Annotated in this window: 36 protein-coding genes; 32 read left to right on the top strand and 4 right to left on the bottom strand. The window is 69.6% G+C overall.

The window, feature by feature from the left end; genetic code table 11:
* Positions 1 to 70 precede the first annotated feature (70 nt).
* The 3 genes from BLT82_RS26990 to BLT82_RS26985 form a co-directional block, all read right to left on the bottom strand.
* Complete coding sequence (locus BLT82_RS26990) at positions 71 to 1,435, bottom strand: tyrosine-type recombinase/integrase (protein ID WP_208868046.1); 1,365 nt, start codon at positions 1,433 to 1,435, stop codon at positions 71 to 73.
* Positions 1,383 to 1,661, bottom strand: a complete 279-nt coding sequence (locus tag BLT82_RS36900) for a hypothetical protein (RefSeq protein WP_143041546.1) — start codon at positions 1,659 to 1,661, stop codon at positions 1,383 to 1,385. Before BLT82_RS36900 ends, BLT82_RS26990 begins: the two co-directional genes overlap by 53 nt.
* 147 nt (positions 1,662 to 1,808) lie before the next feature.
* Positions 1,809 to 2,273, bottom strand: coding sequence for a hypothetical protein (locus BLT82_RS26985; protein WP_093659385.1), 465 nt, complete (start codon positions 2,271 to 2,273; stop codon positions 1,809 to 1,811).
* Between the two features lie 559 nt (positions 2,274 to 2,832).
* Here BLT82_RS26985 and BLT82_RS26980 point away from each other — a divergent pair.
* The 23 genes from BLT82_RS26980 (at position 2,833) to BLT82_RS26875 (ending at position 12,278) form a co-directional block, all read left to right on the top strand.
* A complete protein-coding gene (locus BLT82_RS26980) occupies positions 2,833 to 3,186 on the top strand; it encodes a helix-turn-helix transcriptional regulator (protein ID WP_093659383.1) in 354 nt (117 codons plus the stop codon).
* A gap of 99 nt (positions 3,187 to 3,285) precedes the next feature.
* Positions 3,286 to 3,654 carry a hypothetical protein gene (locus BLT82_RS26975; protein WP_143041545.1) on the top strand — a complete coding sequence of 123 codons (369 nt, stop codon included), beginning with the start codon at positions 3,286 to 3,288 and terminating at the stop codon, positions 3,652 to 3,654.
* Complete coding sequence (locus BLT82_RS26970; RefSeq protein ID WP_404205356.1) at positions 3,651 to 3,926, top strand: hypothetical protein; 276 nt, start codon at positions 3,651 to 3,653, stop codon at positions 3,924 to 3,926. The genes BLT82_RS26975 and BLT82_RS26970 overlap by 4 nt, the downstream gene beginning before the upstream one ends.
* A complete protein-coding gene (locus tag BLT82_RS26965; protein WP_093659379.1) occupies positions 3,923 to 4,414 on the top strand; it encodes a hypothetical protein in 492 nt (163 codons plus the stop codon). The genes BLT82_RS26970 and BLT82_RS26965 overlap by 4 nt, the downstream gene beginning before the upstream one ends.
* Positions 4,414 to 4,764: a hypothetical protein gene (locus tag BLT82_RS26960; protein ID WP_093659377.1), complete on the top strand. Its 351-nt coding sequence runs from the start codon at positions 4,414 to 4,416 to the stop codon at positions 4,762 to 4,764. The genes BLT82_RS26965 and BLT82_RS26960 overlap by 1 nt, the downstream gene beginning before the upstream one ends.
* Positions 4,761 to 5,447, top strand: a complete 687-nt coding sequence (locus BLT82_RS26955; RefSeq protein ID WP_093659375.1) for a hypothetical protein — start codon at positions 4,761 to 4,763, stop codon at positions 5,445 to 5,447. Before BLT82_RS26960 ends, BLT82_RS26955 begins: the two co-directional genes overlap by 4 nt.
* Positions 5,444 to 5,746 (top strand): hypothetical protein, encoded by a 303-nt coding sequence (locus tag BLT82_RS26950; RefSeq protein ID WP_093659373.1) that lies wholly within the window; start codon positions 5,444 to 5,446, stop codon positions 5,744 to 5,746. The genes BLT82_RS26955 and BLT82_RS26950 overlap by 4 nt, the downstream gene beginning before the upstream one ends.
* 17 nt (positions 5,747 to 5,763) lie before the next feature.
* Positions 5,764 to 5,946: a hypothetical protein gene (locus tag BLT82_RS26945; protein ID WP_093659371.1), complete on the top strand. Its 183-nt coding sequence runs from the start codon at positions 5,764 to 5,766 to the stop codon at positions 5,944 to 5,946.
* Between the two features lie 112 nt (positions 5,947 to 6,058).
* A complete protein-coding gene (locus tag BLT82_RS26940) occupies positions 6,059 to 6,337 on the top strand; it encodes a hypothetical protein (protein WP_093659369.1) in 279 nt (92 codons plus the stop codon).
* Positions 6,334 to 6,546, top strand: a complete 213-nt coding sequence (locus BLT82_RS26935; RefSeq protein ID WP_093659367.1) for a hypothetical protein — start codon at positions 6,334 to 6,336, stop codon at positions 6,544 to 6,546. Before BLT82_RS26940 ends, BLT82_RS26935 begins: the two co-directional genes overlap by 4 nt.
* Positions 6,543 to 6,803 carry a hypothetical protein gene (locus BLT82_RS26930; RefSeq protein ID WP_093659365.1) on the top strand — a complete coding sequence of 87 codons (261 nt, stop codon included), beginning with the start codon at positions 6,543 to 6,545 and terminating at the stop codon, positions 6,801 to 6,803. The genes BLT82_RS26935 and BLT82_RS26930 overlap by 4 nt, the downstream gene beginning before the upstream one ends.
* Positions 6,800 to 7,084 carry a hypothetical protein gene (locus BLT82_RS26925; protein WP_093659363.1) on the top strand — a complete coding sequence of 95 codons (285 nt, stop codon included), beginning with the start codon at positions 6,800 to 6,802 and terminating at the stop codon, positions 7,082 to 7,084. The genes BLT82_RS26930 and BLT82_RS26925 overlap by 4 nt, the downstream gene beginning before the upstream one ends.
* On the top strand, positions 7,081 to 7,443 hold the full coding sequence (locus BLT82_RS26920; RefSeq protein ID WP_093659361.1) for a hypothetical protein: 363 nt from the start codon (positions 7,081 to 7,083) through the stop codon (positions 7,441 to 7,443). The genes BLT82_RS26925 and BLT82_RS26920 overlap by 4 nt, the downstream gene beginning before the upstream one ends.
* On the top strand, positions 7,443 to 7,616 hold the full coding sequence (locus BLT82_RS37310; RefSeq protein ID WP_167746100.1) for a hypothetical protein: 174 nt from the start codon (positions 7,443 to 7,445) through the stop codon (positions 7,614 to 7,616). Before BLT82_RS26920 ends, BLT82_RS37310 begins: the two co-directional genes overlap by 1 nt.
* A gap of 75 nt (positions 7,617 to 7,691) precedes the next feature.
* Positions 7,692 to 7,931, top strand: coding sequence for a hypothetical protein (locus BLT82_RS26915; RefSeq protein ID WP_093659359.1), 240 nt, complete (start codon positions 7,692 to 7,694; stop codon positions 7,929 to 7,931).
* A gap of 106 nt (positions 7,932 to 8,037) precedes the next feature.
* A complete protein-coding gene (locus tag BLT82_RS26910) occupies positions 8,038 to 8,895 on the top strand; it encodes a PD-(D/E)XK nuclease-like domain-containing protein (protein ID WP_167746099.1) in 858 nt (285 codons plus the stop codon).
* Complete coding sequence (locus tag BLT82_RS26905) at positions 8,892 to 9,533, top strand: hypothetical protein (RefSeq protein WP_093659355.1); 642 nt, start codon at positions 8,892 to 8,894, stop codon at positions 9,531 to 9,533. The genes BLT82_RS26910 and BLT82_RS26905 overlap by 4 nt, the downstream gene beginning before the upstream one ends.
* On the top strand, positions 9,530 to 9,946 hold the full coding sequence (locus BLT82_RS26900) for a hypothetical protein (protein WP_093659353.1): 417 nt from the start codon (positions 9,530 to 9,532) through the stop codon (positions 9,944 to 9,946). The genes BLT82_RS26905 and BLT82_RS26900 overlap by 4 nt, the downstream gene beginning before the upstream one ends.
* 77 nt (positions 9,947 to 10,023) lie before the next feature.
* A complete protein-coding gene (locus BLT82_RS26895) occupies positions 10,024 to 10,284 on the top strand; it encodes a hypothetical protein (protein WP_093659351.1) in 261 nt (86 codons plus the stop codon).
* A gap of 5 nt (positions 10,285 to 10,289) precedes the next feature.
* Positions 10,290 to 10,649, top strand: coding sequence for a hypothetical protein (locus BLT82_RS26890; protein WP_093659568.1), 360 nt, complete (start codon positions 10,290 to 10,292; stop codon positions 10,647 to 10,649).
* Positions 10,649 to 11,038 carry an SLOG family protein gene (locus BLT82_RS26885; RefSeq protein WP_093659349.1) on the top strand — a complete coding sequence of 130 codons (390 nt, stop codon included), beginning with the start codon at positions 10,649 to 10,651 and terminating at the stop codon, positions 11,036 to 11,038. Before BLT82_RS26890 ends, BLT82_RS26885 begins: the two co-directional genes overlap by 1 nt.
* Complete coding sequence (locus BLT82_RS26880; protein ID WP_093659347.1) at positions 11,026 to 11,310, top strand: hypothetical protein; 285 nt, start codon at positions 11,026 to 11,028, stop codon at positions 11,308 to 11,310. The genes BLT82_RS26885 and BLT82_RS26880 overlap by 13 nt, the downstream gene beginning before the upstream one ends.
* Complete coding sequence (locus tag BLT82_RS26875) at positions 11,307 to 12,278, top strand: helix-turn-helix domain-containing protein (RefSeq protein WP_093659345.1); 972 nt, start codon at positions 11,307 to 11,309, stop codon at positions 12,276 to 12,278. The genes BLT82_RS26880 and BLT82_RS26875 overlap by 4 nt, the downstream gene beginning before the upstream one ends.
* 53 nt (positions 12,279 to 12,331) lie before the next feature.
* On the opposite strand, the gene BLT82_RS26870 is transcribed toward BLT82_RS26875, so the two are convergent.
* Positions 12,332 to 12,583: a hypothetical protein gene (locus BLT82_RS26870; protein WP_093659343.1), complete on the bottom strand. Its 252-nt coding sequence runs from the start codon at positions 12,581 to 12,583 to the stop codon at positions 12,332 to 12,334.
* 181 nt (positions 12,584 to 12,764) lie between these two features.
* Between BLT82_RS26870 and BLT82_RS26865 the strand changes: the two genes are divergently transcribed.
* The 9 genes from BLT82_RS26865 to BLT82_RS26830 all read left to right on the top strand — a co-directional run bounded on the left by BLT82_RS26865 (position 12,765) and on the right by BLT82_RS26830 (position 18,821).
* The gene (locus BLT82_RS26865; RefSeq protein WP_093659341.1) at positions 12,765 to 13,652 is read left to right on the top strand and encodes a hypothetical protein; all 888 of its coding nucleotides are present in this window, start codon (positions 12,765 to 12,767) and stop codon (positions 13,650 to 13,652) included.
* Positions 13,636 to 14,259 (top strand): ATP-binding protein, encoded by a 624-nt coding sequence (locus tag BLT82_RS26860; protein ID WP_093659339.1) that lies wholly within the window; start codon positions 13,636 to 13,638, stop codon positions 14,257 to 14,259. Before BLT82_RS26865 ends, BLT82_RS26860 begins: the two co-directional genes overlap by 17 nt.
* Positions 14,256 to 15,623 (top strand): replicative DNA helicase, encoded by a 1,368-nt coding sequence (locus BLT82_RS26855; RefSeq protein ID WP_244529645.1) that lies wholly within the window; start codon positions 14,256 to 14,258, stop codon positions 15,621 to 15,623. The genes BLT82_RS26860 and BLT82_RS26855 overlap by 4 nt, the downstream gene beginning before the upstream one ends.
* Complete coding sequence (locus BLT82_RS26850) at positions 15,620 to 15,853, top strand: hypothetical protein (RefSeq protein ID WP_093659337.1); 234 nt, start codon at positions 15,620 to 15,622, stop codon at positions 15,851 to 15,853. Before BLT82_RS26855 ends, BLT82_RS26850 begins: the two co-directional genes overlap by 4 nt.
* Entirely contained in the window at positions 15,853 to 17,580 is a 1,728-nt protein-coding gene (locus tag BLT82_RS26845; RefSeq protein WP_244529643.1) for a DNA cytosine methyltransferase, read from the top strand. Before BLT82_RS26850 ends, BLT82_RS26845 begins: the two co-directional genes overlap by 1 nt.
* 33 nt (positions 17,581 to 17,613) lie before the next feature.
* Entirely contained in the window at positions 17,614 to 17,904 is a 291-nt protein-coding gene (locus BLT82_RS26840) for a hypothetical protein (protein WP_093659335.1), read from the top strand.
* 64 nt (positions 17,905 to 17,968) lie between these two features.
* Positions 17,969 to 18,238, top strand: a complete 270-nt coding sequence (locus BLT82_RS26835; RefSeq protein ID WP_093659333.1) for a hypothetical protein — start codon at positions 17,969 to 17,971, stop codon at positions 18,236 to 18,238.
* Positions 18,235 to 18,465 carry a hypothetical protein gene (locus tag BLT82_RS37305; RefSeq protein WP_167746098.1) on the top strand — a complete coding sequence of 77 codons (231 nt, stop codon included), beginning with the start codon at positions 18,235 to 18,237 and terminating at the stop codon, positions 18,463 to 18,465. Before BLT82_RS26835 ends, BLT82_RS37305 begins: the two co-directional genes overlap by 4 nt.
* Complete coding sequence (locus tag BLT82_RS26830) at positions 18,462 to 18,821, top strand: response regulator transcription factor (RefSeq protein WP_167746097.1); 360 nt, start codon at positions 18,462 to 18,464, stop codon at positions 18,819 to 18,821. The genes BLT82_RS37305 and BLT82_RS26830 overlap by 4 nt, the downstream gene beginning before the upstream one ends.
* Positions 18,822 to 18,941 lie beyond the last annotated feature (120 nt).

The following is an 18,941-nucleotide window of genomic DNA, read 5'->3' as shown; positions in this document are numbered from 1 at the left end:
CACCGGGCGACAGAACCCGGCGTACAGCCCGACTCGTCTGCCGCTCAGGTCTCTGACCTGCGACTTAGCCTTAGATTCCTTGATCCAGATTGTCGCTGGGGGCAATCTGGGGGCAATCGCTCTCGGGCGAGACGGAGGAAGGGGGCGGCGCCATCCAAGCGCCCAACGCGGCCAGCGCCCGCCTACCCGACTTCGGCATGAAGTGCACGTAAGTCCTCAGCGTGAACGCCGGGTCCGAGTGACCAAGCCACGCGGCCAGCTGAGTGATTGTCTCACCCTCCGCCAGCACGATGGAAGCGAACGTGTGACGGGTGACGTGGAAGCCGTCCTCCCGCGGCATGGCCCACGACTTACGCGCCCACGGCTTCTTGCCCTGAGCCTGGACGTACTCGACCTCCGGAGGCGGGATCACCCCGGCGCGGGCCAGCGCCGGCTTCCACTGCTTGTCGTCGAACGTCGCCCGGTTGATCGCCCCGCCGCCCGCTCCGCCGGTCCTGAGCGTGGTCACAAGGAGACGTACTGTCCGCCTGGGTCGCTTCTCCCACTCGAGGTTCGGCCGGTCAGGGTCCACCCACGGCAGCGTCACCTCGACCGTGGGGAAGACGTTCGCGTACTCCTTCACCGCGCGGGCCAGCTCCGAAGGGCACGGCGCGGTGCGGGTCTTGTTGCCCTTCGGCGGGGCGAACGCCAGCTTGCCGCCGATGCGGACGACCTGGCGCACGACGGCGATCTCGTCGCCGTCGATGTCGTCGGGGGAGAAGCCGAAGCACTCGCCCTGCCGCAGGCCGGCCCCGACACCCAGGTCCAGCAGGATGCCGTAGCGGTCGCCGAGCTCACCCCGCACGGCGGCCACGGTCTCCTGCGGCCATGCCTTCGCTTTCGACGGCGGCGCAGACGGAGGAGACAAGTCCTCGTCGCGGAACGGATTCTCGGGAATCCGCTTCGCCTTGTGCGCGGCCTGCATGATGGACGAGAAGTGGCGCCACGTGGTGCGCACCGTGTTGACGTCGATGTCCTGCTCGACGCGGGTGAGCCAGGCCCGGATCTCGTCGTGGCCGATCCGGTTCAGCGGCAGGTGCCCGGCGTGGGCGAGGATGTGGTTGAACACCCTCGGCTTCATGGACTGCCGGGTGCCGGGCGCCTTGCGCAGGTTCGGCCACCAATACTGCTCGACGTACTCCCGCAGCGTGATGGCACCGTCGCGCGGGTCGTAGAAGGTGCCCCGGCTAGAGTCGGTGGACGACGCCTTGAGCCACGCCTCAGCGCCGTGCCTGCCCTTCAGGTTGTCGAAGGAGCGGTCCCGAACACCGGGGATGTTCGTGACCCGCCACCGCTTACCTTGGCCGTGGCGGGCCGTCTTGACCCGTGTCGCCTTCTGCGTCTCAGGATCGACTGGGCCCTTCTTGAACCAGCGATCCTCGATGTACCCGGGCATGCACCAGCTCCTTCTCCGGCGAGTAGTACGACACGACGTCGCCGCGCCACAGCTGGAACCACTGTCCTCCAGCAATGACCATGCTGGTCGCAGCTTCGAGTGCAGCAGCGTGCTCGGGCACGAACAGGCCACGGGACAGCTCGTACTTGACCCATCCCCTGCCCTCCCGCACGCGAACCGGGGCGTCTTCGGGAAGGTCTTCGAGTTCGTAGCGGACAGACAGCACAGATCCACCCCCGTGGGGCAAGCAGGGAAATGGGGGTCCCCTGAGGCGAAAGTGTTCGGATTCGGAACCGTATCGTTCCTGTGTCCGAGCCACAACGGTCTGTCGCGATCTGATGGCACGTCAATGTGAAGGTGCAGGCTGGGGCGCCTATCCCTCGTGGTCGCGCTTGGTGCGTTCGTCCGCCTCGATCATCGCCTGCCAGCGGCGGCGCTCCGTCTTCTCCATGCCCGCAAGGTGCGCGACGATGACGCGGATGTCCTCGTCGTAGCCGGCCAGCTCGGTGGCCTCGTACTCGAGGTACTGCTGTGCGGCAGCTCGCTGCACCACGGGGAGCGGCTTCTGCAGGCCGGCGGCGATGCCGCGCAGGCGCTCCGGGTTGGGGGCCTGGGTGACGGCGTTGGTGGCGAGCTTCTGGAAGTAGGGCTTGGACAGGGGGTGGCCGGCAGCTTCGGCTCTGTCTGCCATGGCCTGATAGGAGACGCCGCGGCCGTCGTCGTTGACGTCGCGTACTAGGCGGCTGAGCGCATCGCGGTCCATGTCCCTGACGAGGTTATCGGGGAGGGGCTCCGGCGAGGCGCTGCCGCGTTCGATGTCGGGGGCTGCCGCCTCCATGCCTCTCTCTCCTCCGGTCTGGTTCACAGCGACTGTCTCTCATGTAGTCCGCGCTGACTCTACAAATTGCAGGCCAGGCCGTACAACCATCTGCCCTCGAAGACGAATCGTCTACGGATTGATCGTAGCGTCGGCTCGGCTTTGCGGAAACTTCACATTCGGCCGTTCCAATCGGTAGACGCTGCGGATTCGATCTGGTTCACTGTTCATATCGAGAGCCGAACCGTTCCGATGGAGATCCATGAACGTCCGCTATGAGCTTCGTGACCCGAAGATCCTCAGATGGGTGATGGATCACCCAGGGCGCGGAACCCCCTTCAGTGTCCGAGGACTCGCCGAAGCAGTAGGTCTCAGCCATCACGCGCTGATAGGCCACCTGCTCACCGGCGAGCGCAAGGACTGCGACTTCGACGTAGCCCACCGCATCGCGGGGGTAGTCGGCGTAGCCGTCCTGGTCCTTTTCGCGCCCCCCGCGTCTCCGGATTGGAACGATGCGGCTACGAAGCCGCAGTACTCCACCCCCGGGGCAACCCCGCCCCCCACATAAGAGGAGCCCCACGTGCCCCAGAACCGAAAGCTCACGGTCCAGCCGCCGCCCGACGGCATTGTCTGGATCGAGGACTACCGCAGCGAGGACGGCACCGCCGTCATCCCCGGTATCGCCTCCCGGCTCGGCATCAGCGTCAGCACCTACAAGAAGTGGCGCATGCGGGGCGAAGGCCCCGTCACCTTCTTCATCGGCAAGAAGGCAGCCGCCCGCATCGAGGACGTCGAGGCGTACCTCGCCGGCCTCCACCAGGCCGCGGTCCTCGCGGCTCGCGAGTCCGCTGCCACCGCCGCGCACGACATGCGCCCGCCGGAGGCCCGGCACCACCACCGCGCAGGCCGCAGGCCGGCCGCCGCTGCCGCTTGATCGGCGCGGCCCCGCCGCCGGGGGCTAGCCGGCAGACGGGGCCACATCCCAGCTCCACCCCTCTGTACGCATCCAACCTGCGAGAGAGAAGAGGACCCAGTGTCCCGAGTATCCACCAATCTGTCGGGTGAGTTGAGCCCGCGTGCGGCCGAGGTCCGGCTCGCCCAGTACGGCGAGCGCACGAAGACCTGGTCGACGGCCACCTACGAGAGCGGCGCCGAGAAGGCCCTGCACGAGATCGCCCTGTGCCTCCTGGAAGAGGTCAAGAGGCTGCGCGCCGAGGCCGAGCGGGACGTCCGCTGGCAGATCGCCAGGGACTTCGAGAAGTACAGCCGCGTCGCGGAGAACCTGTCCTGGGGCGAGGCGTACTACATCGCCCGCGACGGCCTGTGCACCTGCCGAGGTGGCGACAAGCCGTGCGACGCCGTCGACATCCGCGAGCTGGTCGAGGGCGGTGAGTCCCTGTGATCGCCGTCGACTTCCCCGCTGTCCCGATCCCGGGCCTCGTCGAGTCCATGATCGGCGACTGCATTCCGGTCCCGGTCCTCCGCGCCGAGATGGACGCCGAGTTCGCTGCGGTGGACGCGTCCCGCTACCACGCCCCGGTCGGCGCCGGCCTGTTGCGCTACGAGGACCAGGCGGACCGTGAGCAGCAGCTCGCCGAGCTGGCGTGGGCGAACAAGGTCCTCGCCGCCTACAACCCGGGCCTGATCGTGACCCCGAAGGCGGTGGCGGCATGAGCGCCCGCGACGAACTGCGCGACTGCTTCCTCAGCGACAGCCGCGACCGCTTCGAGGCCGCTGCTGACGCCTTCCGCGCCGAGGTGCTGGCCGAGGCGATCGAGGCCGCCCGTTCCGAGTACCTGGAGGACAACACCGGCACACCGGAGGACGAGGCGTACAACCAGGGCGTCACGGACGCGGTCGCCGCGATCGGCGCGCTGCTCGCCTCCTCCTCCCCGTCCCCTGCCGCCGGGGACAAGCAGCCGGAGGCCGATGGGCCCCTGGACCACACGGCCGTCGCGGCCTCGCTCCGAGCCAAGGCTGGGACGTGGCAGCGGGTCAAGGTCGTGGCGTCACAGAACACCGGCAGGGTGCTCGCTGGCCACATCCGCCGCGCCCTGAGCGTCGGCTACATGCCCGCAGGTTCCTTCGACGCCGAGTACCGCCACGAGGCCGGACAGCACACGGTCTACGCCCGCTACGTCGGAGAGGCGGGTGAGCGGTGATGGCGACGATCGGTATCCCGCCCCGCTCCTCCGGCGACACCACTCGCCCGCTGGTGCGTCTGTTCACGACCGACGACCACCGCGTGTGGAACCTCGCCTCGAACTACGTCGACGCGTTCAACGCCCACTGGCACTGGGACGGCCAAGAGTTCGACCCGGTCGCCGGCCCGGAGATGGTCGCCGACGACAACCCCCTGCTGCACCTGCCGCTCATCGGGCTGGCCAAGCGCTGCGGCCTCCACTCCGACACCAGCGAGGCAGTCGCCCACGGCGAACTCCTCCTCCAGCAGCACGACCAAATCGAAGCCGGACTCACCGCCCGCACCACGACCGCAGGAGACCAGCGATGAGCGACTACCAGGCCCAGCTCGCGGCCGATAAGGCGGAGGGTCAGCGGCAGGCCGACGAGTTCAACCGCCGGTTCCCGATCGGCACACCCGTCATCGCCTACCCGCTGACCCGCCCCGAGGACAACAACCCCGGCTTCTTCAAGCAGCTGGAGACGGTGACCCGCACCCCGGCGTGGATCCTCGGTCACGGCGAGCCGGTCGTGTCCGTCGAGGGCTACTCGGGCGGCATCTGCCTCACCCACGTCGACGTGGCCCCGCGCACGAACACGCCGGACGTCGTCACGGTCAACGACTTGGGCCGCAAGTCCACCACGAGCAAGCTGAAGCGGGCTTGCAACGGCTGCGGGCAGCTCCTCGGCGACGTCGACAACCGCGACGTCGACCAGAACGGCAACCTCACCGACGTCCGCCACGAGTGCCCCACCTGCCAGCCCCTGCTGGAGCTGGAGGCAGAGGGCTGCAAGACCTGGCAGCTCACCCAGCGGAACATCGGCGACATCGACGACGCGGTCGACCGCGACGGGATCTACGCCAAGGGCTACTGGGAGACCGTCGACGGCAAGCTGACCGTAACCGGCCTCCGCATCGGTGCCGGGCCCGACCGGATCGTCGCCAAGTTCGGTGACTTCATCATCCGTCACCCCGACGGCAACTGGTCCACCCGCAAGGCGGTGGCGGCATGAGCTTCCACGACGAGCTTGCCAAGCAGGCCCTCAGCAACGCGGGTGCCATGTGCGGCAGCTGCGGCGACGAGCCCGGCGACCGGAAGTGCCCGGACTGCGAGCGCTGCCTCGACCGGTACGTGACCGCGCTGCGTGAAGCCGGATGGGCGCCGCGCAACGACGTCCTGCGTGAGGCCGCGGACAAGCTGGCCCTGGACATGACCCCGGAATCCTCCGGCGCCGGCCCCGGGTTCCTCCTCGCGATCCGGCTGTGCGTCCGGGCGCTGCGCCGCATGTCCGACTCGGCGGCCGTGTCATGACCCGCACTGAGGTTGTCGTGTCCGAGCTCCTGACCGCCCTGCCGGTGGTGCCCGAGCCGGCGGCGCGTCCGTTGCTTGTCGGCCTGGAGCTGACCGAGCGCCCCAAGGTCCCGGCCTGGATAACCGACCCCGCCGTCCGCGCCTCGGCCGAAGCCGGCCTCTACGAGATCCCTGACGAGTTCTTCGGGGACGGCCGCTGATGGCCGGCATCCGCTTCTCCAACCACCTCGCCGTACTCGCGGCCGGACTGTGGGCCATCGGCCTCAGCCTCACCGCCCTCGGCCGCCGACTCACCCGCACAGGGAGCACCCGATGAAGCTCATGGTCGAACTCGACGGACAGACCGTCGCCTTGAACGACTGCTTCTGGATCCGCGTCGACGCCGCTGGCTGCACCTGGAGCAGCCTCCACGGCGACCAGGCCCTCACCGCCGAGGACGCACACAAGGAGTTCGTGCCCCGGCAGCGGGACCGGGACCGCGAGCAGAGGCAGGGCTGGAGCATCCACCTCCTCACCCGCGCCCAGTGGAAGCAGCAGGCCGAGCCCTGCTTCCTCGGTACCTGCGAGCACCGGAAGGCGGCCACGGCGTGAGCTACGACCCGATCGTCGCCGGCATCGGCCTGCTGATCCTCGCCGCCATGGCCCTCCTCATCGCCCTCAACCCCCGCCAACAGCGCATCACGCCGACCCGCGACCTGTCGTGGATCGACGAGCGCATCGCCGCCGAACGCGACCCCGCCCGCCGGACCGCCTGGCGCACACTCCGCCGCCTGGCCACCGAAGAGGAGAACGAGTCGTGAGCCAGCCCATCAACCTCACCGCCGGTCCCGTGACCGAGGTCGTGTTCCTCGACCCGGACCGGGAACACCTCACGCCCGACGAGCGCGGCTGCCCCGACTGTGAGCAGGAAGCCTACTTCTCCGGCTGCGACGCCGGAGGGTGCAACGGCTGGGGCTGCCCCGACTGCGGCACCGGCTGCGACGCGGACTTCGTCGGCGCCGAAGACGGCGGCCGCTGCGCCTCCTACGACGAAGACGACGAGGAGGACGAGTCGTGAGCCGCCCCGACGACAACACCGTCGCCCGCATGTTCGACGCCATCGAGTACGCCCGCTGGCAGGACCTCGCCGACGCCCTCAACCGGCTCACCGAATGGGGCGCCGACCCGCTCCTCGCCCTCGCCGACAAGCTCGGCACCAACGGCATCACCGTCCTCGACCCGGCCGAAGACCACCACACCTACCGGCTCCGCTACCGGCCCCCCTACGGCGACGAGCGCACCGCAGACCGCGGCCCCGGCTGGATCGTCGAACGCCGCAACGAGGGAGGCGAGTCGTGAGCCTCACCCTCCCGTGGCGCAAGGCCGGCAAGCACGACCCGGACGTCGTCATAGACCGGCTCCGCACCGAGAACCAGATCCTCCTCGCCCGCGAGGTCGCCGCCTCCGACTTCTTCACCCTCCTCATGGAGGACCGCGACCAGGCCATCGAAGGCTGGCAGCAGGAGAAGCAGCGCGCCGACGAACTCGCCGCGGACCGGGCCGAGCTGCTTGAGCTGCGGGCGTTCAAGGCGAACATCCTCGCCATCGACGCCCCCGCCGGCACCCGGGACATCGACCCCGACGACCAGCCCACCCACCCGACCGGCATCGACGTCCGGCCCCTCTGGGACGCACTCGGCAAGGAGACGGCGGCGTGATGCGCGAGTACCTGACCTGCCCCTCCCCGCGCTGCCGGTACACCGTCACCGCCAGCGAGCAGGCCGTCGAGCAGATGACCGACCACATCACCACCGCGCACGAACTGCCGGAAATCTCCGCCAGCTTCCACGCCTCCACCCTCCGCGCCGAACGCGACTACCAGGCCGCCTGAACTGGCGCCGGGCCGACCGTGCCACGACCGGCCGCCCCGGCGCCCCACACCACCCACCCCGCACAGGAGACATCAGTGACCCAGCCCATCAGCCCGGAGACCGCACGCCACGTCCTCTGGCACTGGGGCCGCCCCGGCGGCGTACAGCCCGGCAGCTTCACCCAGTCCCTCATGGTCACCATCGACCGGGCCGACTACGTTCACACCGCGCTGCTCCGCACCATCTACCCCGCCCTCGTCGCCGCCCTCAAGGACGGCAACGCCGACACCGTCGCCAAGCTCCAGACCATCGCCAGCGGCAAGGCGGCGGCGTGATGGGCCCCCTGACCTGCGACCGCTGCGGCGACGACAACGGGCCCTTCGTCCGGGAAGGCGGCAAGCCCCTCTGCGAAGACTGCGCCGACGAACTGGACGGTGGACAGTGACCGCCACCGTCGACACCGAGCCGGCGTTCGTGGACGGGCTTCCCGCGGACGACTACCACGCAGACCGGACGTCGATCTCGTCGTCCGGGCTGCGGGCCCTCCTCCCGCCCGGCTGCCCCGCCCAGTACCTGTACGACCGCAACAACCCCAAGCCGCCCAAGCGGGAGTTCGACCTCGGCAACGCCACCCACACCGAGATCCTCGGCGACGGCCACGAGATCGAAGTCATCGACGCCCCGAACTGGCTGAAGGCGGATGCCCGCGAGAAGCGGGACGCCGCCTACGACCAGCGGCGGGTACCGCTCCTGCATCACGAGTACGAGCAGGTGCAAGCCATGGCCGCCGCGATCCGCCAGCACCCGCAAGCCGGGCCGCTGTTCGCCGGCAAGGGCATCGCCGAACGGTCCCTGTACTGGACCGACCCGGCGACCGGGGTCCGCTGCCGAGCCCGCCCCGACTGGCTCAAGGAGTACCCCGGGCTGACGCTCGCCGTCGACCTCAAGACGATCAAGTCGTCGGATCCGGAGACCGTGTCCCGCGCCATCCGCGACCACTCCTACCACCAGCAAGACCCGCTCTACATCGACGGCATCACCGCCGTCCTCAAGCCCGCCGACGTCCGCTTCGTCTTCGTCTTCGTCTCCAAGCAGCCCCCGCACCTGATCACCGTCGGGGAGCTCGTCCAGCAAGACCGCGACACCGGCCGCGCCCGCAACGAACGCGCACTGCGCATCTACGCCGACTGCCAGGCCACCGGCAACTGGCCCGACTGGACCGGGACCACCACCGAGATACCGCCCATCGCCATGCCCAGCTGGGACAGCATCCGCCAAGCCGAGGAGTACCTCCGATGACCGAGCTCGCCACCTACGAACAGCAGAACATGCCCGCCGTCCCCGACGGCACCGGCCCCACGCAGGCCGGCGAGAGCGCCATGGAGAAGTGGGCCCGCGAAGCCCGCGTCATCTCCCAGGTCGCCGAGTCCATCAGCAAGACCAGCTTCGCGGGCGCGCTCCGCGGCAAGCCCGACGAGGTCACCGCCGTGATCCTCGCCGGAAACGAACTGGGCCTCAAGCCCATGGCCAGCCTCAAGGCAGTCGACATCATCCAGGGCACCCCGGCCCTGCGGGCGCACGCCATGCGGGGTCTCGTCCAGGCCCATGGCCACGAGATCGAGCTCGTCGAATCGACCTCCGAGCACTGCGTCATGCGCGGCCGCCGCAAGGGGTCCGAAGCCTGGCAGGAAGTCCGCTGGGACCTGGACCGCGCCGCGCAGCTCGGGCTCACCGACAAGTCGGAGTGGAAAAAGCAGCGGCAGACCATGCTCGTCGCCCGCGCCACCGGCGAACTCTGCCGGCTCATCGCGAGCGACGTCCTCCACGGCATGCCCTACGTCGCCGAGGAACTGTCCGGCGTCGCGCACGCCGAGATCGTCCCCGACCGGCCCGCCCTCAACATCGCCGACCTCGGCGGCAAGGACGGTGCGGCATGACCATCAACCACCGCGCCGAAGCGATCCGCCTCGTCGAAGGGGTTCTCCGTGACCCGGAGTTCCCTGAGCTCGGCAACGGCGGAGAGGGAGTCATTGCCGCCGCCCAGGTCCATGCCACGCTCGCCGCGGGCGAGACAGCGGCAGCCGATGTGGCCAGCTATCGACACGCGATCCACACCTACCGGTTCGCGCTGATCCGGCAGGTCGCCGAAGGGCTCGCACTAAGCGAAGGCGACGAAGCTCACCAGCACGCGCTCGGCCTCGCCAAGTACCTCGACTCCGTCGACCTCAACATCGACCGCGAAGTCGACGCCTACATCGAGGACATCGGCTGGGGCGACCCGCGCAACGCATGGCTCTCGCCGACCGCCCGCAAGGCCAAGCGGAATGCGGAGATCGACGTCCCCTTCTAGCCCGCACGCCTGGAGCCGGCCGCGGGCAATGCGGCCGGCTCCGACCACCAGAGAACCACACCCGAAGGGACAAGCCCATGACCACGAAGACCACCCGCGACCGGTTCGGCCCGCCGAAGAACACCCCCGAGGAAGCCGCGCAGGCCGGACTGATCGGCTGGAACCTTCGCTGCAACAGCTGCGGCGGATACGGCGCGACCTGGATCCCCGGCATGCGGCCCGGCTGGGGGGCCCTCGCCCTCTGCTACCCGCACGAGAAGGCCCTACAGGCCATGCAGCGCCGCCACGCGGAAGAGCTCAAGGCGCTGACCGCTGTCCACTTCGAGCAGGACCGGTGACCGTCATGACCCGCCGCATCACCGTCGCCGAACGCCTCGCCTCGGCCGAGAAAGACATCCGTCTCGAGACCATCGCCGACCAGTCCTCCTGGGACAGGTTCCTCGTCGAGCAGGCCGTGTTCCACTTCGGCACCCGCCACCGCGAGTTCTCCGCGAACTGCCTCAGGGACGTTCTCCCCGAACTCGGCCACGGCTACCTCGGCGCCGCCATCAACAGCCTCCGCACCGCCGGCCTGATCGAACACACCGGCCGCGTCGTCCCCTCCACCCTCCCGTCCACCAACGGCCACCGCATCGCCTGCTGGCGACTCAGCGACCGCGGCCGCGCCATAGCCGAACAGCGACGCGCACGGAGGGCAGCCTGATGGCCGACCGCCCGTACCGAGTCCTCGTCACCGGCAGCCGCGACTGGGACGACGAGCGCCTCGTCCGCCGCGAGCTCGCCCGCGTCTGGAACGACGTCCGCAACCCCATCATCATCGTCCACGGCGCCTGCCCCCGCGGGGCCGACCGGCACGCCGCCCAATGGGTCCGCGACTGGCCCGCCACCGGACTCGGCGGCGTCACTGAGGAAGCGCACCCCGCGAACTGGTCCCTCAACGGCAAGCGCGCCGGGTTCATCCGCAACGCCCAGATGGTCAACCTCGGCGCCGATGTCTGCCTCGCCTTCATCAAGAACGGCAGCCGCGGCGCCAGCCACACTGCCGCCCTCGCCGAGCAGGCCGGGATTCCCGTCAGGCGGTGGACCGCGTGAGCCTCGCCCTGCTGCCGGTTGTGGCCCTCGCCGCCTCCGCCGTGTACGCCGCGGGCTCGGCCCTGTGGCGCCGCTACCGCCGGCCCGCCCCGCCCGTCCGCACCGAAGCCGACGTCCTCGCCGATGCCGCCATCGCCCGCGAGTGCCGCCACTTCGCCCAAGCCCTCGACGACCACGACCGGGTCTGGGCCATCTGGCCCGACGCCCACCGCGCCGCCCGCATCGCCGACACCCAGCACCGCCTCGACCGCCGGAAGGAGAACGGCCAGTGACCACCGCCACCAAGCCCCTCGCCGACCACGGCACCACCGCCCGCGCCAAAGGCCGCCCCAGCGGCGGAATCCCCCCATGCCCCTGCCGCCCCTGCCGCGACGCCGAGAACGCCTACGACAAGCGACGCCGTTACCTCAACGCCACAGGCCGCACCCTCATGGTCGACACAGCCCCAGTCGCCGACCACATCCGCGACCTCTTCAACGCCGGCGCCGGATGGGTCCAACTCGCCGCCGCCACCGGCTGCTCAAGCTCCACCCTCCACAAGATCCTGACGGGCCGTATCCCGCAGTGCCGCCGGACCACAGCCAACAAGATCCTCGCCGTCCGTCCCGGTGACGCCATCCCGCCCGGCCGGCTCGTCCCCGCCATCGGCAGCATCCGACGCATCCGCGCACTTCTCGCCGCCGCACACCCCTGCAAGGCCATCTCGATAGCCAGCGGCGTAGAACACTCCATGATCAGCGACCTGGTGAACGGAAGCCTCTCCGTCGTCAAGCTGCACGTCGCACAGCGGATCGATGCCGGCTACCGGAAACTCGCCGGGACTGTAGGCACCTCCACCCGATCCCGTCGACGAGCAGAGCGGAATCAGTGGGCGCCCCCCGCCGCCTGGGACGACCTCGACAATCCTGCAGCCCACCCCGAATGGACCGGGCACTGCGGAACAGACCGCGGCTACTGGGTCCACACCCTTCAGAAGCTGGCCATGTGTGAGCGCTGCGCCGAAGCGCACGAACGGTGGGTCGCCGACCACGCCCACCTGACACGCGAGGACCGGAACAAGCGCCTCTTCGCCCAGCGGGCCACAGCCGCCAGCCGCGAAGCCTCGCTCGCCGAAGACGCCCGCGAACTCCTCCGCCTCGACATCCCCGTCGACGTCGCCGCGGCCCGCCTCGGCGTCACCCGCAACCACCTCCAGCAGGCAATGAAACGACACCCCGAGCGGCTCGACACCGCCGCCTGAACGCACGGCAAAGCCCCGCCACAAGGCGGGGCAGGAAGGGAGGAGGGGACGTGTCAGGACTCGGAGCTCTTGCGCATGCGCCGCACCATGGCGTCGCGCTTGGCAGCAGCCTGCGGATCCGGTGCGATCTTCGCGACCCACTCGCGGGTGAAGCCGGTCAGCTTCGCCATCTGGGAGGGCCCGAGGCCGGCGGCGCGTCCCTTCACCAGGAGAACACGCAGCTCTTCGTCGTCGCGCTTGAAGGCGGCTTCCGATCGCGCGCGCTTCTTCGCTGCTGCCTGAATCTCCATCTCGAGGGCGTCCATGCAGCACATGGTTGCACAACTCTCTGTGGTCGCGCCACGTGTACGCACATCGTGGTCGCGAAGAGCGACCGCGAACGCTATTCTCATTCTGTCGGTTGGTTCACCCCACCCGCATCACCTCCATGAGGGCTGTCCGCCGCAGCCGCAGAAGACGACGACACCCTCCCGAGAAGGAAGCCCAATGGCCGAGAAGGACAAGCGCACCTACGTCAAGGTGCACGACGGTCTGCCGGACCACCCGAAGATCATCGAGGCGGGCGGCGAAGCCGGCTGGCTGTACATCTGCGGCCTGGCCTACGCCTCCCGACAGCTCACCGACGGCGTGCTCCCGAAGCGGCTCGTCCCTCGACTCACCGACGGAAGCAAACCCGAAGCAAGTGCTTCAGCACTCGTTCGCGTTGGCTTGTGGCACGAAGGCGAACACGACTGCCCGACCTGCCCCGAAGCAGGGGCCGACGCCTACGTCATCCACGACTACCTCGAGCACCAGCGCTCCGCAGCAGAGGTCGCCGACCTCCGAGCCAAGCGCTCCGCCGCAGGTCAACGCGGCGGCAAGCGGTCCGGCGAGTCCCGCCGCGCAGCCTCCGGAGCCGAAGCAAACCGCGAAGCAAGTGCTTCAGCAAAAGCGAAGCAAGCGGGAAGCAAAACCGAACCAGAGACAGAGACAGAGACAGAAGAAGAACAAAAGACTTCTCGAACTCCTGCGGAGTCCGAAGACACCCCGCCCCGGCACGACGTCGAACGCGTCTGCAAGCACCTCGCCTCGGTGATCGAGAAGGGCGGCGACAAGCGCCCCCGCATCACCGCCAAGTGGCGCACCGACATGCGACGCCTCATCGACATCGACGGCGTCACCCCGGACCACGCCATCGCCGCCATCGACTGGGCCCACGCCGACGACTTCTGGAACGCCCACATCCTCACCCCGGCCAAGCTCCGCGAGAAGTACCCCACCCTCCGCCGCCAGGCCACCAACCAGCGCAGGCAGCAGCCCGCCGGCCCGCAGACCGCACCCCGAGACATGAGCCACATGACCGAACAGGAGAGGCAGCGTGCACTCAACTTCTGACGACCAGCTCGACCCGCGCGAGTCGGTCTACCGCGAGCGCCGCGAGGCCGCCCTCGCCGCATTCATCCACAGCACCCCCGTGATCTACCGCCACGACGTCGACATCCACCCCACCGCCGTCCAGTGGGCGGCCCAGGGAACGGACGCCCCGCGGAACCTGTTCCTCACCGGAGCCATCGGCGTCGGCAAGACCCACACCGCCTGGCAGGCCGCCCGGCTCTGGCTCGAGCGCCGCGTCACCCGCACCGGCCGGCGGCCCTCCATCGAAGCCTGGCGGTCCACCTCCCTCTTCGACGCGCTCCGCCCCGACAACCACGACTACGACGCCCGCGTCCTGACCGCCCAGCTGCAGAAGGCCGACCTGCTGTACATCGACGACCTGGCCGCCGCCCGCGTCTCGCCGACCGGGTGGACCCAGGAGCGGCTGTACGAACTGTTCGACGAGCGGTACATCAACCGCCGTCCGGTGCTCATCACCTGCGACGTGCTGCCCGGCGCGACCGGAGACATCGTCGGCGACCGTGTCCAGTCCCGGCTGCGGGAAATGTTCCGCGGCGGAGTGCTCCTCCTCGAGGGCGCCGACCGCCGCGAGGGGGCCGCCGCGTGAGCACCGACATGTGGGAGACCCCGCTCGACGAGACAGCCACGTCGAACCTGATCGCCGACCTCGACGCTGAGCGCGTCCTCGCCGCCACGATCATGAGCCAGCCCGCGCTCGTCGATGAGCTGCCCGCTCAGGGCTTCGACCCCAGCGACATCACCGACGACCGCTTCCGGTGGGTCTGGTTCGCCGTCGAAGAGCTTGCCCCCCACTTCCAGAAGGGCGACATCCGCTACCTCGCCGTCGACAGGCAGCTCCAGGCATGGCGCGCCGAAGGCCGCATCCCCGTCGTCCCGCTCAACCAGCAGCAGCTCGCCGAGCTGTATAGCGAAGCCGTCGGCTCCGCCGACTGGTACGCGCAGCGAATCACCCGGAAGGCGATCGCCCGCCGGCTCGACGCCCACGGCCACAACAGCCGCCTCCTCGCCCGCTCCGCCGCGTTCGACCCGGACAGCGACGTGGCCGTCGCCCAGACCGAACTCGACGGCGTCGTCCGCGCCAGCAGCGACGGGGAGACCCGCCTCGTCGGCGACCTGCTCGCCGGAGTCCTCGAGCGGTCTGTCACCCCTCCGACCAACGACAACCGGATCCCCACCGGATTCATCGACCTCGACAGCCTGTTCTGCGGCGGCTTTGCCCCCGGGCAGCTCGTCGTCATCGGGGCCCGGCCTGCCATGGGCAAGACGACTATGGGTCTCTGCTTCGCCCGGGCCGCCGCGATCGGTAATGGCATCCCGACCCTGTTCGAGTCCCTCGAGATGAGCGAAGACGAGCTCGGCAACTCGATCGTCTCCGCTGAAGCGCAGGTCGCCCTCCACCACATCAAGCAGGGCATCGTCGGCGACGACACCGCGGCCGTGCAGCGGATGGCCCGGGCCTCCGTGAAGATCAAGCCCGCGCCGTTGCACATCAACGACCAGGCCGGCCTGTCGATGCCGGCGCTGCGAGCCCGGGTCCGCAACCTCGTCCGCACCGCCGGACTTCGGCTCGTCGTCGTCGACTACCTGCAACTGATGCAGGCGCCGAAGGCGGAGTCCCGGCAGGTCGCCGTGTCCGAGCTGTCACGCCAGCTGAAGCTCCTCGCCAAGGAGTTCGGCATCACCGTCATCGTGCTCGCCCAGCTCAACCGCGGGCCGGAGCAGCGCAGCGAGAAGAAGCCCATGGTCTCCGACCTGCGCGAGTCCGGAGCAATCGAGCAGGACGCCGACATCGTGATCCTCCTGCATCGGGAGGACGCCTACGAGGTCGAGTCCCCTCGAGCCGGCGAGGCCGACCTGATCGTGGGCAAGCACCGCGGCGGACCCACCGCGACGATCACGACCGCGTTCCAGGGGCACTACGCCCGCTTCGTCGACATGGCCCAGACATGAGCTTCGAGCCGTCCGAAGAGGACATCGTCGCCGCCCGCGAGCAGGGGGACCTCAAGGCTCTGCTGATGCTCGCCGCCGGCCTTTCCCCGAAGGTCCCGGCCCAGCGTGACGCCGACCCGGTCGACGAGACGCCCTGCTTCCACATCCGCCGTCCCGGCGCCTGGCCCTGCGGCACCGCCGCCACCGGCCCCACACCGCAACCGTGCGCTGACTGCCAGAAGGAGACCTGATGGCCCGCCCCTCCAAGAAGCTGCCCCGGACCGCCACACACCGGCCGGCCGTCAAGCAGCGCCGATTCCGCCACGACGAGTACGTCGCGGTCGACCTGTTCTCCGGCTTCGGGGGGCTGACCGAGGGCATCAGGCGCGCCGGATTCACCACGATCATGGCCGCGAACCACAACCCCTACAAGGTCGAGGTCCACGAGGCGAACCACTCCTACGCCGAGCACTGGATCGCCGACCTGGTCGACCCCGAAGCGTCCGACTACCACTCGGTGCGCGAGTTGCCCGCGGCCGACCTACTGGTAGCCGGCGTCAGCTGCGTCAACCACTCACAGGCCAACACCCTCAAAGCCTATGCGCAGGGGCTGACCTTGTTCGGGATGGAAGACCCGGACTACGAGGCGCGGGTCACCCGCTCCGAACGCGACCGGGCCACCGCCAACTGCGTCCTGCACTACGCGCAGACACACCGGCCGCGGATGATCCTCGTGGAGTGCACGACCGAGCTGCAGTCGTGGGGCCCGCTCCTCCCGGGCAGCAAGAAGGTCGGCGACGGCTCCACCTACCGGTGGTGGCTCAAGCAGTTCGACCTGCTGGACTACAACCACAGGGTGCTGTTCCTGAACTCCCAGTTCTTCGGGGTTCCGCAGTCACGCAACCGCGGCTACTGGGTGTTCGTCCACAAGTCCCTGCCCATGCCGGACCTCGAGCACCGGCCCGTGTCGCGGTGCCACCGCTGCGACAAGGACGTCGAAGCGGTGTGGACGTGGAAGACCGGGATCCCGCCGACCGGGAAGGTCGCCTACGGCGAGCAGTACGAGTACCGCTGCCCGTCCTGCCGTGCCGCGGTCGTTCCGCCGATGACACCGTCGATCACCGCGCTCGACCTGAGCGACCTCGGCACCCGCATCGGTGACCGGCCGGTCAAGACTTTCAAGGACGGCCACCGCGGTCCGTTCGCCGCGTCGACGACAGCCCGTATCGAGCGGTGCCGTCAGAAGTTCGCGGACTTCCCGGCGATCCTCATGCCCGCGAAGGGTGTGCACGGTTCGGAGCGGCTGTTGTTGCAGCCGTTGGCGACGCAGACCAGCCAGCAGGAGACTGCGCTGCTGTCGACCGGCCAGGGCCTGTGGGATGAGTCGGCGCTCGCGCTCGCCGTGGACAACTATCAGGGCGCACCGCGCGGCGCCGGTGAGCCGCTGCCCACCCAGGTCGGCTCCGAGACTCTCGCCGTGGTCTCCTCCGGGGTCATTCCGTACCGGAAGCACACGGTGCCCACCATGTACGCCGAAACGATGCCGGCCTTCACCGCCGAGCAGATACCCGGGCTGCTGACCGCGGCCGGCTGGTTCAAGCAGAACGGCTCCACGGGCAGCGAGACCGCAGCACACCCGGTGACCGACCCCTTGGGGACTCTCACCGCCCGCGACACAACAGCACTGCTCACGACCGAGTGGGGGCCTGCGCTCTCGGAACTGCCGATCGAAGAGTGCTTCTACCGAATGATGGCCGCCCACGAGATCGGCCGCGGCTGCGGCTTCGACGTCGACTTCCGCGATTACCGAGGCACCTTCACTGTCTGGGGCTCGGCCCGCGATCAAGTGGACGGCTTCGGCAACGCCGTCAGCCCGCAGGTCGGGACCTGGATCGGGGAACGACTGCGCGCCGTCATCCACACCCCCCAGGACCTCGGCACCGAGCCCACCCCGGCCGCCCTGGCCCCCGCTGTCTAGCCCCTCCCGCCCCAACCCGAAGGAGAGACCCACATGAAGCCGCTGCCCTACCACGAGAACCGCACCGAACTCCGCCGCGAACTGCTCGACGCGAGCCGCGACTACTTCCCCGCAACCGGCTCCGCAGGCGTCGACGCAGACCCCGCTCTGCGCATGGCCTCCGTCCTCGGATCCGGCTACGCCTACAACCTCGCCGCCGCGATCGAGTGGGTGTCCCGGAACGTCAGCGACGACGCAGCCGACGGGCTTGCCGCGTGGCTCTCGGACTCGCTCACGAATGGCGATGACGACGGCCTGAACGAGGACCTGACCCCTGCCCCGTGAACGCGTGTCGCCCGGCCGGGGGCTATCCGGCCGGGCGCACCCCCACCGTACCGAGGAGACGACCATGACCCACACACCCGCCCGGCCACTCGCCTGCACGAAGTGCGGCCACCAGTGCGGCATCGCCGAGGACGTCGAGAGCTACAGCGACTGGGGACCGGCCGTCATCGGCAGCGACGGCGTCGTCCGACCGCAGCACCCCGACCTCGAGAGCGGCCACAAGCACGACCCGCACACCGTCCGGATCCGCGCCTACTGCCAGAACGCCAACTGCGGCCACCAGTGGACGCTCCGCCGCCGCTTCGACTCGCTGCCCGAACAGGCCGCCTCGTGACCGCCGCGTGGGATGTGGGCCCGTGTTTGTGGCCGGACGGTCCGGAGCTTGACCGGCAGCTCGCCGAAGCGGACCGGGCCGTCGTCGACCTCCACGGCCCGCAAACCCGGCAACCGAACGGGTTCGACGCCGACCCGTGGCACGGCTACGCCCGACCCGCCACCAGCCCGCCCCGCCGCTTCAACCCCTACCAGCCCATCAACGACGTGATGGAGGGAACCCTGTGACCGCGCCGCTGCTGACCGACCACCAGCTCCGGATCCTCGAGCTGGTCGCCGCCGGACACACCCACGCCGAGATCGCCGACGAACTCGTCCTGACCCACAAGGGCCTGACCGCCGCCGTCAACCGGGTGCTGGCCAAGCTCTCCGCGCGGAACGCACCCCATGCCGTCCTCCTCGCCTGCCGGGCGGGCCTGTTGGACGGGAAGCCGCGCCGCCACGGGGACCATGCCGGGTTCGCCGCGCACGTGTACCGGGGCGAGGACCCGTGGGCGTGCACGGAGGGCTGCCCCGAGGGCGAGCGCGCCTACCGGGCCGAGCGGCGCCGAGCCCGCCGCGAAGCGAAGGCGGCCGCCGCGTGAGACCGCAGCAGGGCCGTGGGTGTGGCTGTGCGCCCGTCTGCGGCCCGCAAACGCCCGAAGCGACTCCATCCCCGCCAGGCCCGCAGAACGACGCTCAGAGCCGCCACAGCGCCCCGCAGC

The sequence above is a fragment of the Streptomyces wuyuanensis genome (assembly GCF_900103455.1).
GTDB lineage: Bacteria > Actinomycetota > Actinomycetes > Streptomycetales > Streptomycetaceae > Streptomyces > Streptomyces wuyuanensis.
This window is presented reverse-complemented; position numbering and strand designations above follow the sequence as displayed.

Bases quoted from the DNA above. Each gene is read 5' to 3' on its own strand.
- BLT82_RS26990 (WP_208868046.1), bottom strand. From the start codon at position 1,435: ATGCCCGGGTACATCGAGGATCGCTGGTTCAAGAAGGGCCCAGTCGAT.
- BLT82_RS26890 (WP_093659568.1), top strand. From the start codon at position 10,290: ATGACCCGCCGCATCACCGTCGCCGAACGCCTCGCCTCGGCCGAGAAA.
- BLT82_RS26985 (WP_093659385.1), bottom strand. From the start codon at position 2,273: ATGGAGGCGGCAGCCCCCGACATCGAACGCGGCAGCGCCTCGCCGGAG.
- BLT82_RS37310 (WP_167746100.1), top strand. From the start codon at position 7,443: ATGCGCGAGTACCTGACCTGCCCCTCCCCGCGCTGCCGGTACACCGTC.
- BLT82_RS26895 (WP_093659351.1), top strand. From the start codon at position 10,024: ATGACCACGAAGACCACCCGCGACCGGTTCGGCCCGCCGAAGAACACC.
- BLT82_RS26940 (WP_093659369.1), top strand. From the start codon at position 6,059: ATGAAGCTCATGGTCGAACTCGACGGACAGACCGTCGCCTTGAACGAC.
- BLT82_RS26840 (WP_093659335.1), top strand. From the start codon at position 17,614: ATGAAGCCGCTGCCCTACCACGAGAACCGCACCGAACTCCGCCGCGAA.
- BLT82_RS26850 (WP_093659337.1), top strand. From the start codon at position 15,620: ATGAGCTTCGAGCCGTCCGAAGAGGACATCGTCGCCGCCCGCGAGCAG.
- BLT82_RS26950 (WP_093659373.1), top strand. From the start codon at position 5,444: ATGAGCTTCCACGACGAGCTTGCCAAGCAGGCCCTCAGCAACGCGGGT.
- BLT82_RS26900 (WP_093659353.1), top strand. From the start codon at position 9,530: ATGACCATCAACCACCGCGCCGAAGCGATCCGCCTCGTCGAAGGGGTT.
- BLT82_RS26885 (WP_093659349.1), top strand. From the start codon at position 10,649: ATGGCCGACCGCCCGTACCGAGTCCTCGTCACCGGCAGCCGCGACTGG.
- BLT82_RS26960 (WP_093659377.1), top strand. From the start codon at position 4,414: ATGGCGACGATCGGTATCCCGCCCCGCTCCTCCGGCGACACCACTCGC.
- BLT82_RS26965 (WP_093659379.1), top strand. From the start codon at position 3,923: ATGAGCGCCCGCGACGAACTGCGCGACTGCTTCCTCAGCGACAGCCGC.
- BLT82_RS26870 (WP_093659343.1), bottom strand. From the start codon at position 12,583: ATGGACGCCCTCGAGATGGAGATTCAGGCAGCAGCGAAGAAGCGCGCG.
- BLT82_RS26865 (WP_093659341.1), top strand. From the start codon at position 12,765: ATGGCCGAGAAGGACAAGCGCACCTACGTCAAGGTGCACGACGGTCTG.
- BLT82_RS26955 (WP_093659375.1), top strand. From the start codon at position 4,761: ATGAGCGACTACCAGGCCCAGCTCGCGGCCGATAAGGCGGAGGGTCAG.
- BLT82_RS26905 (WP_093659355.1), top strand. From the start codon at position 8,892: ATGACCGAGCTCGCCACCTACGAACAGCAGAACATGCCCGCCGTCCCC.
- BLT82_RS26835 (WP_093659333.1), top strand. From the start codon at position 17,969: ATGACCCACACACCCGCCCGGCCACTCGCCTGCACGAAGTGCGGCCAC.
- BLT82_RS26845 (WP_244529643.1), top strand. From the start codon at position 15,853: ATGGCCCGCCCCTCCAAGAAGCTGCCCCGGACCGCCACACACCGGCCG.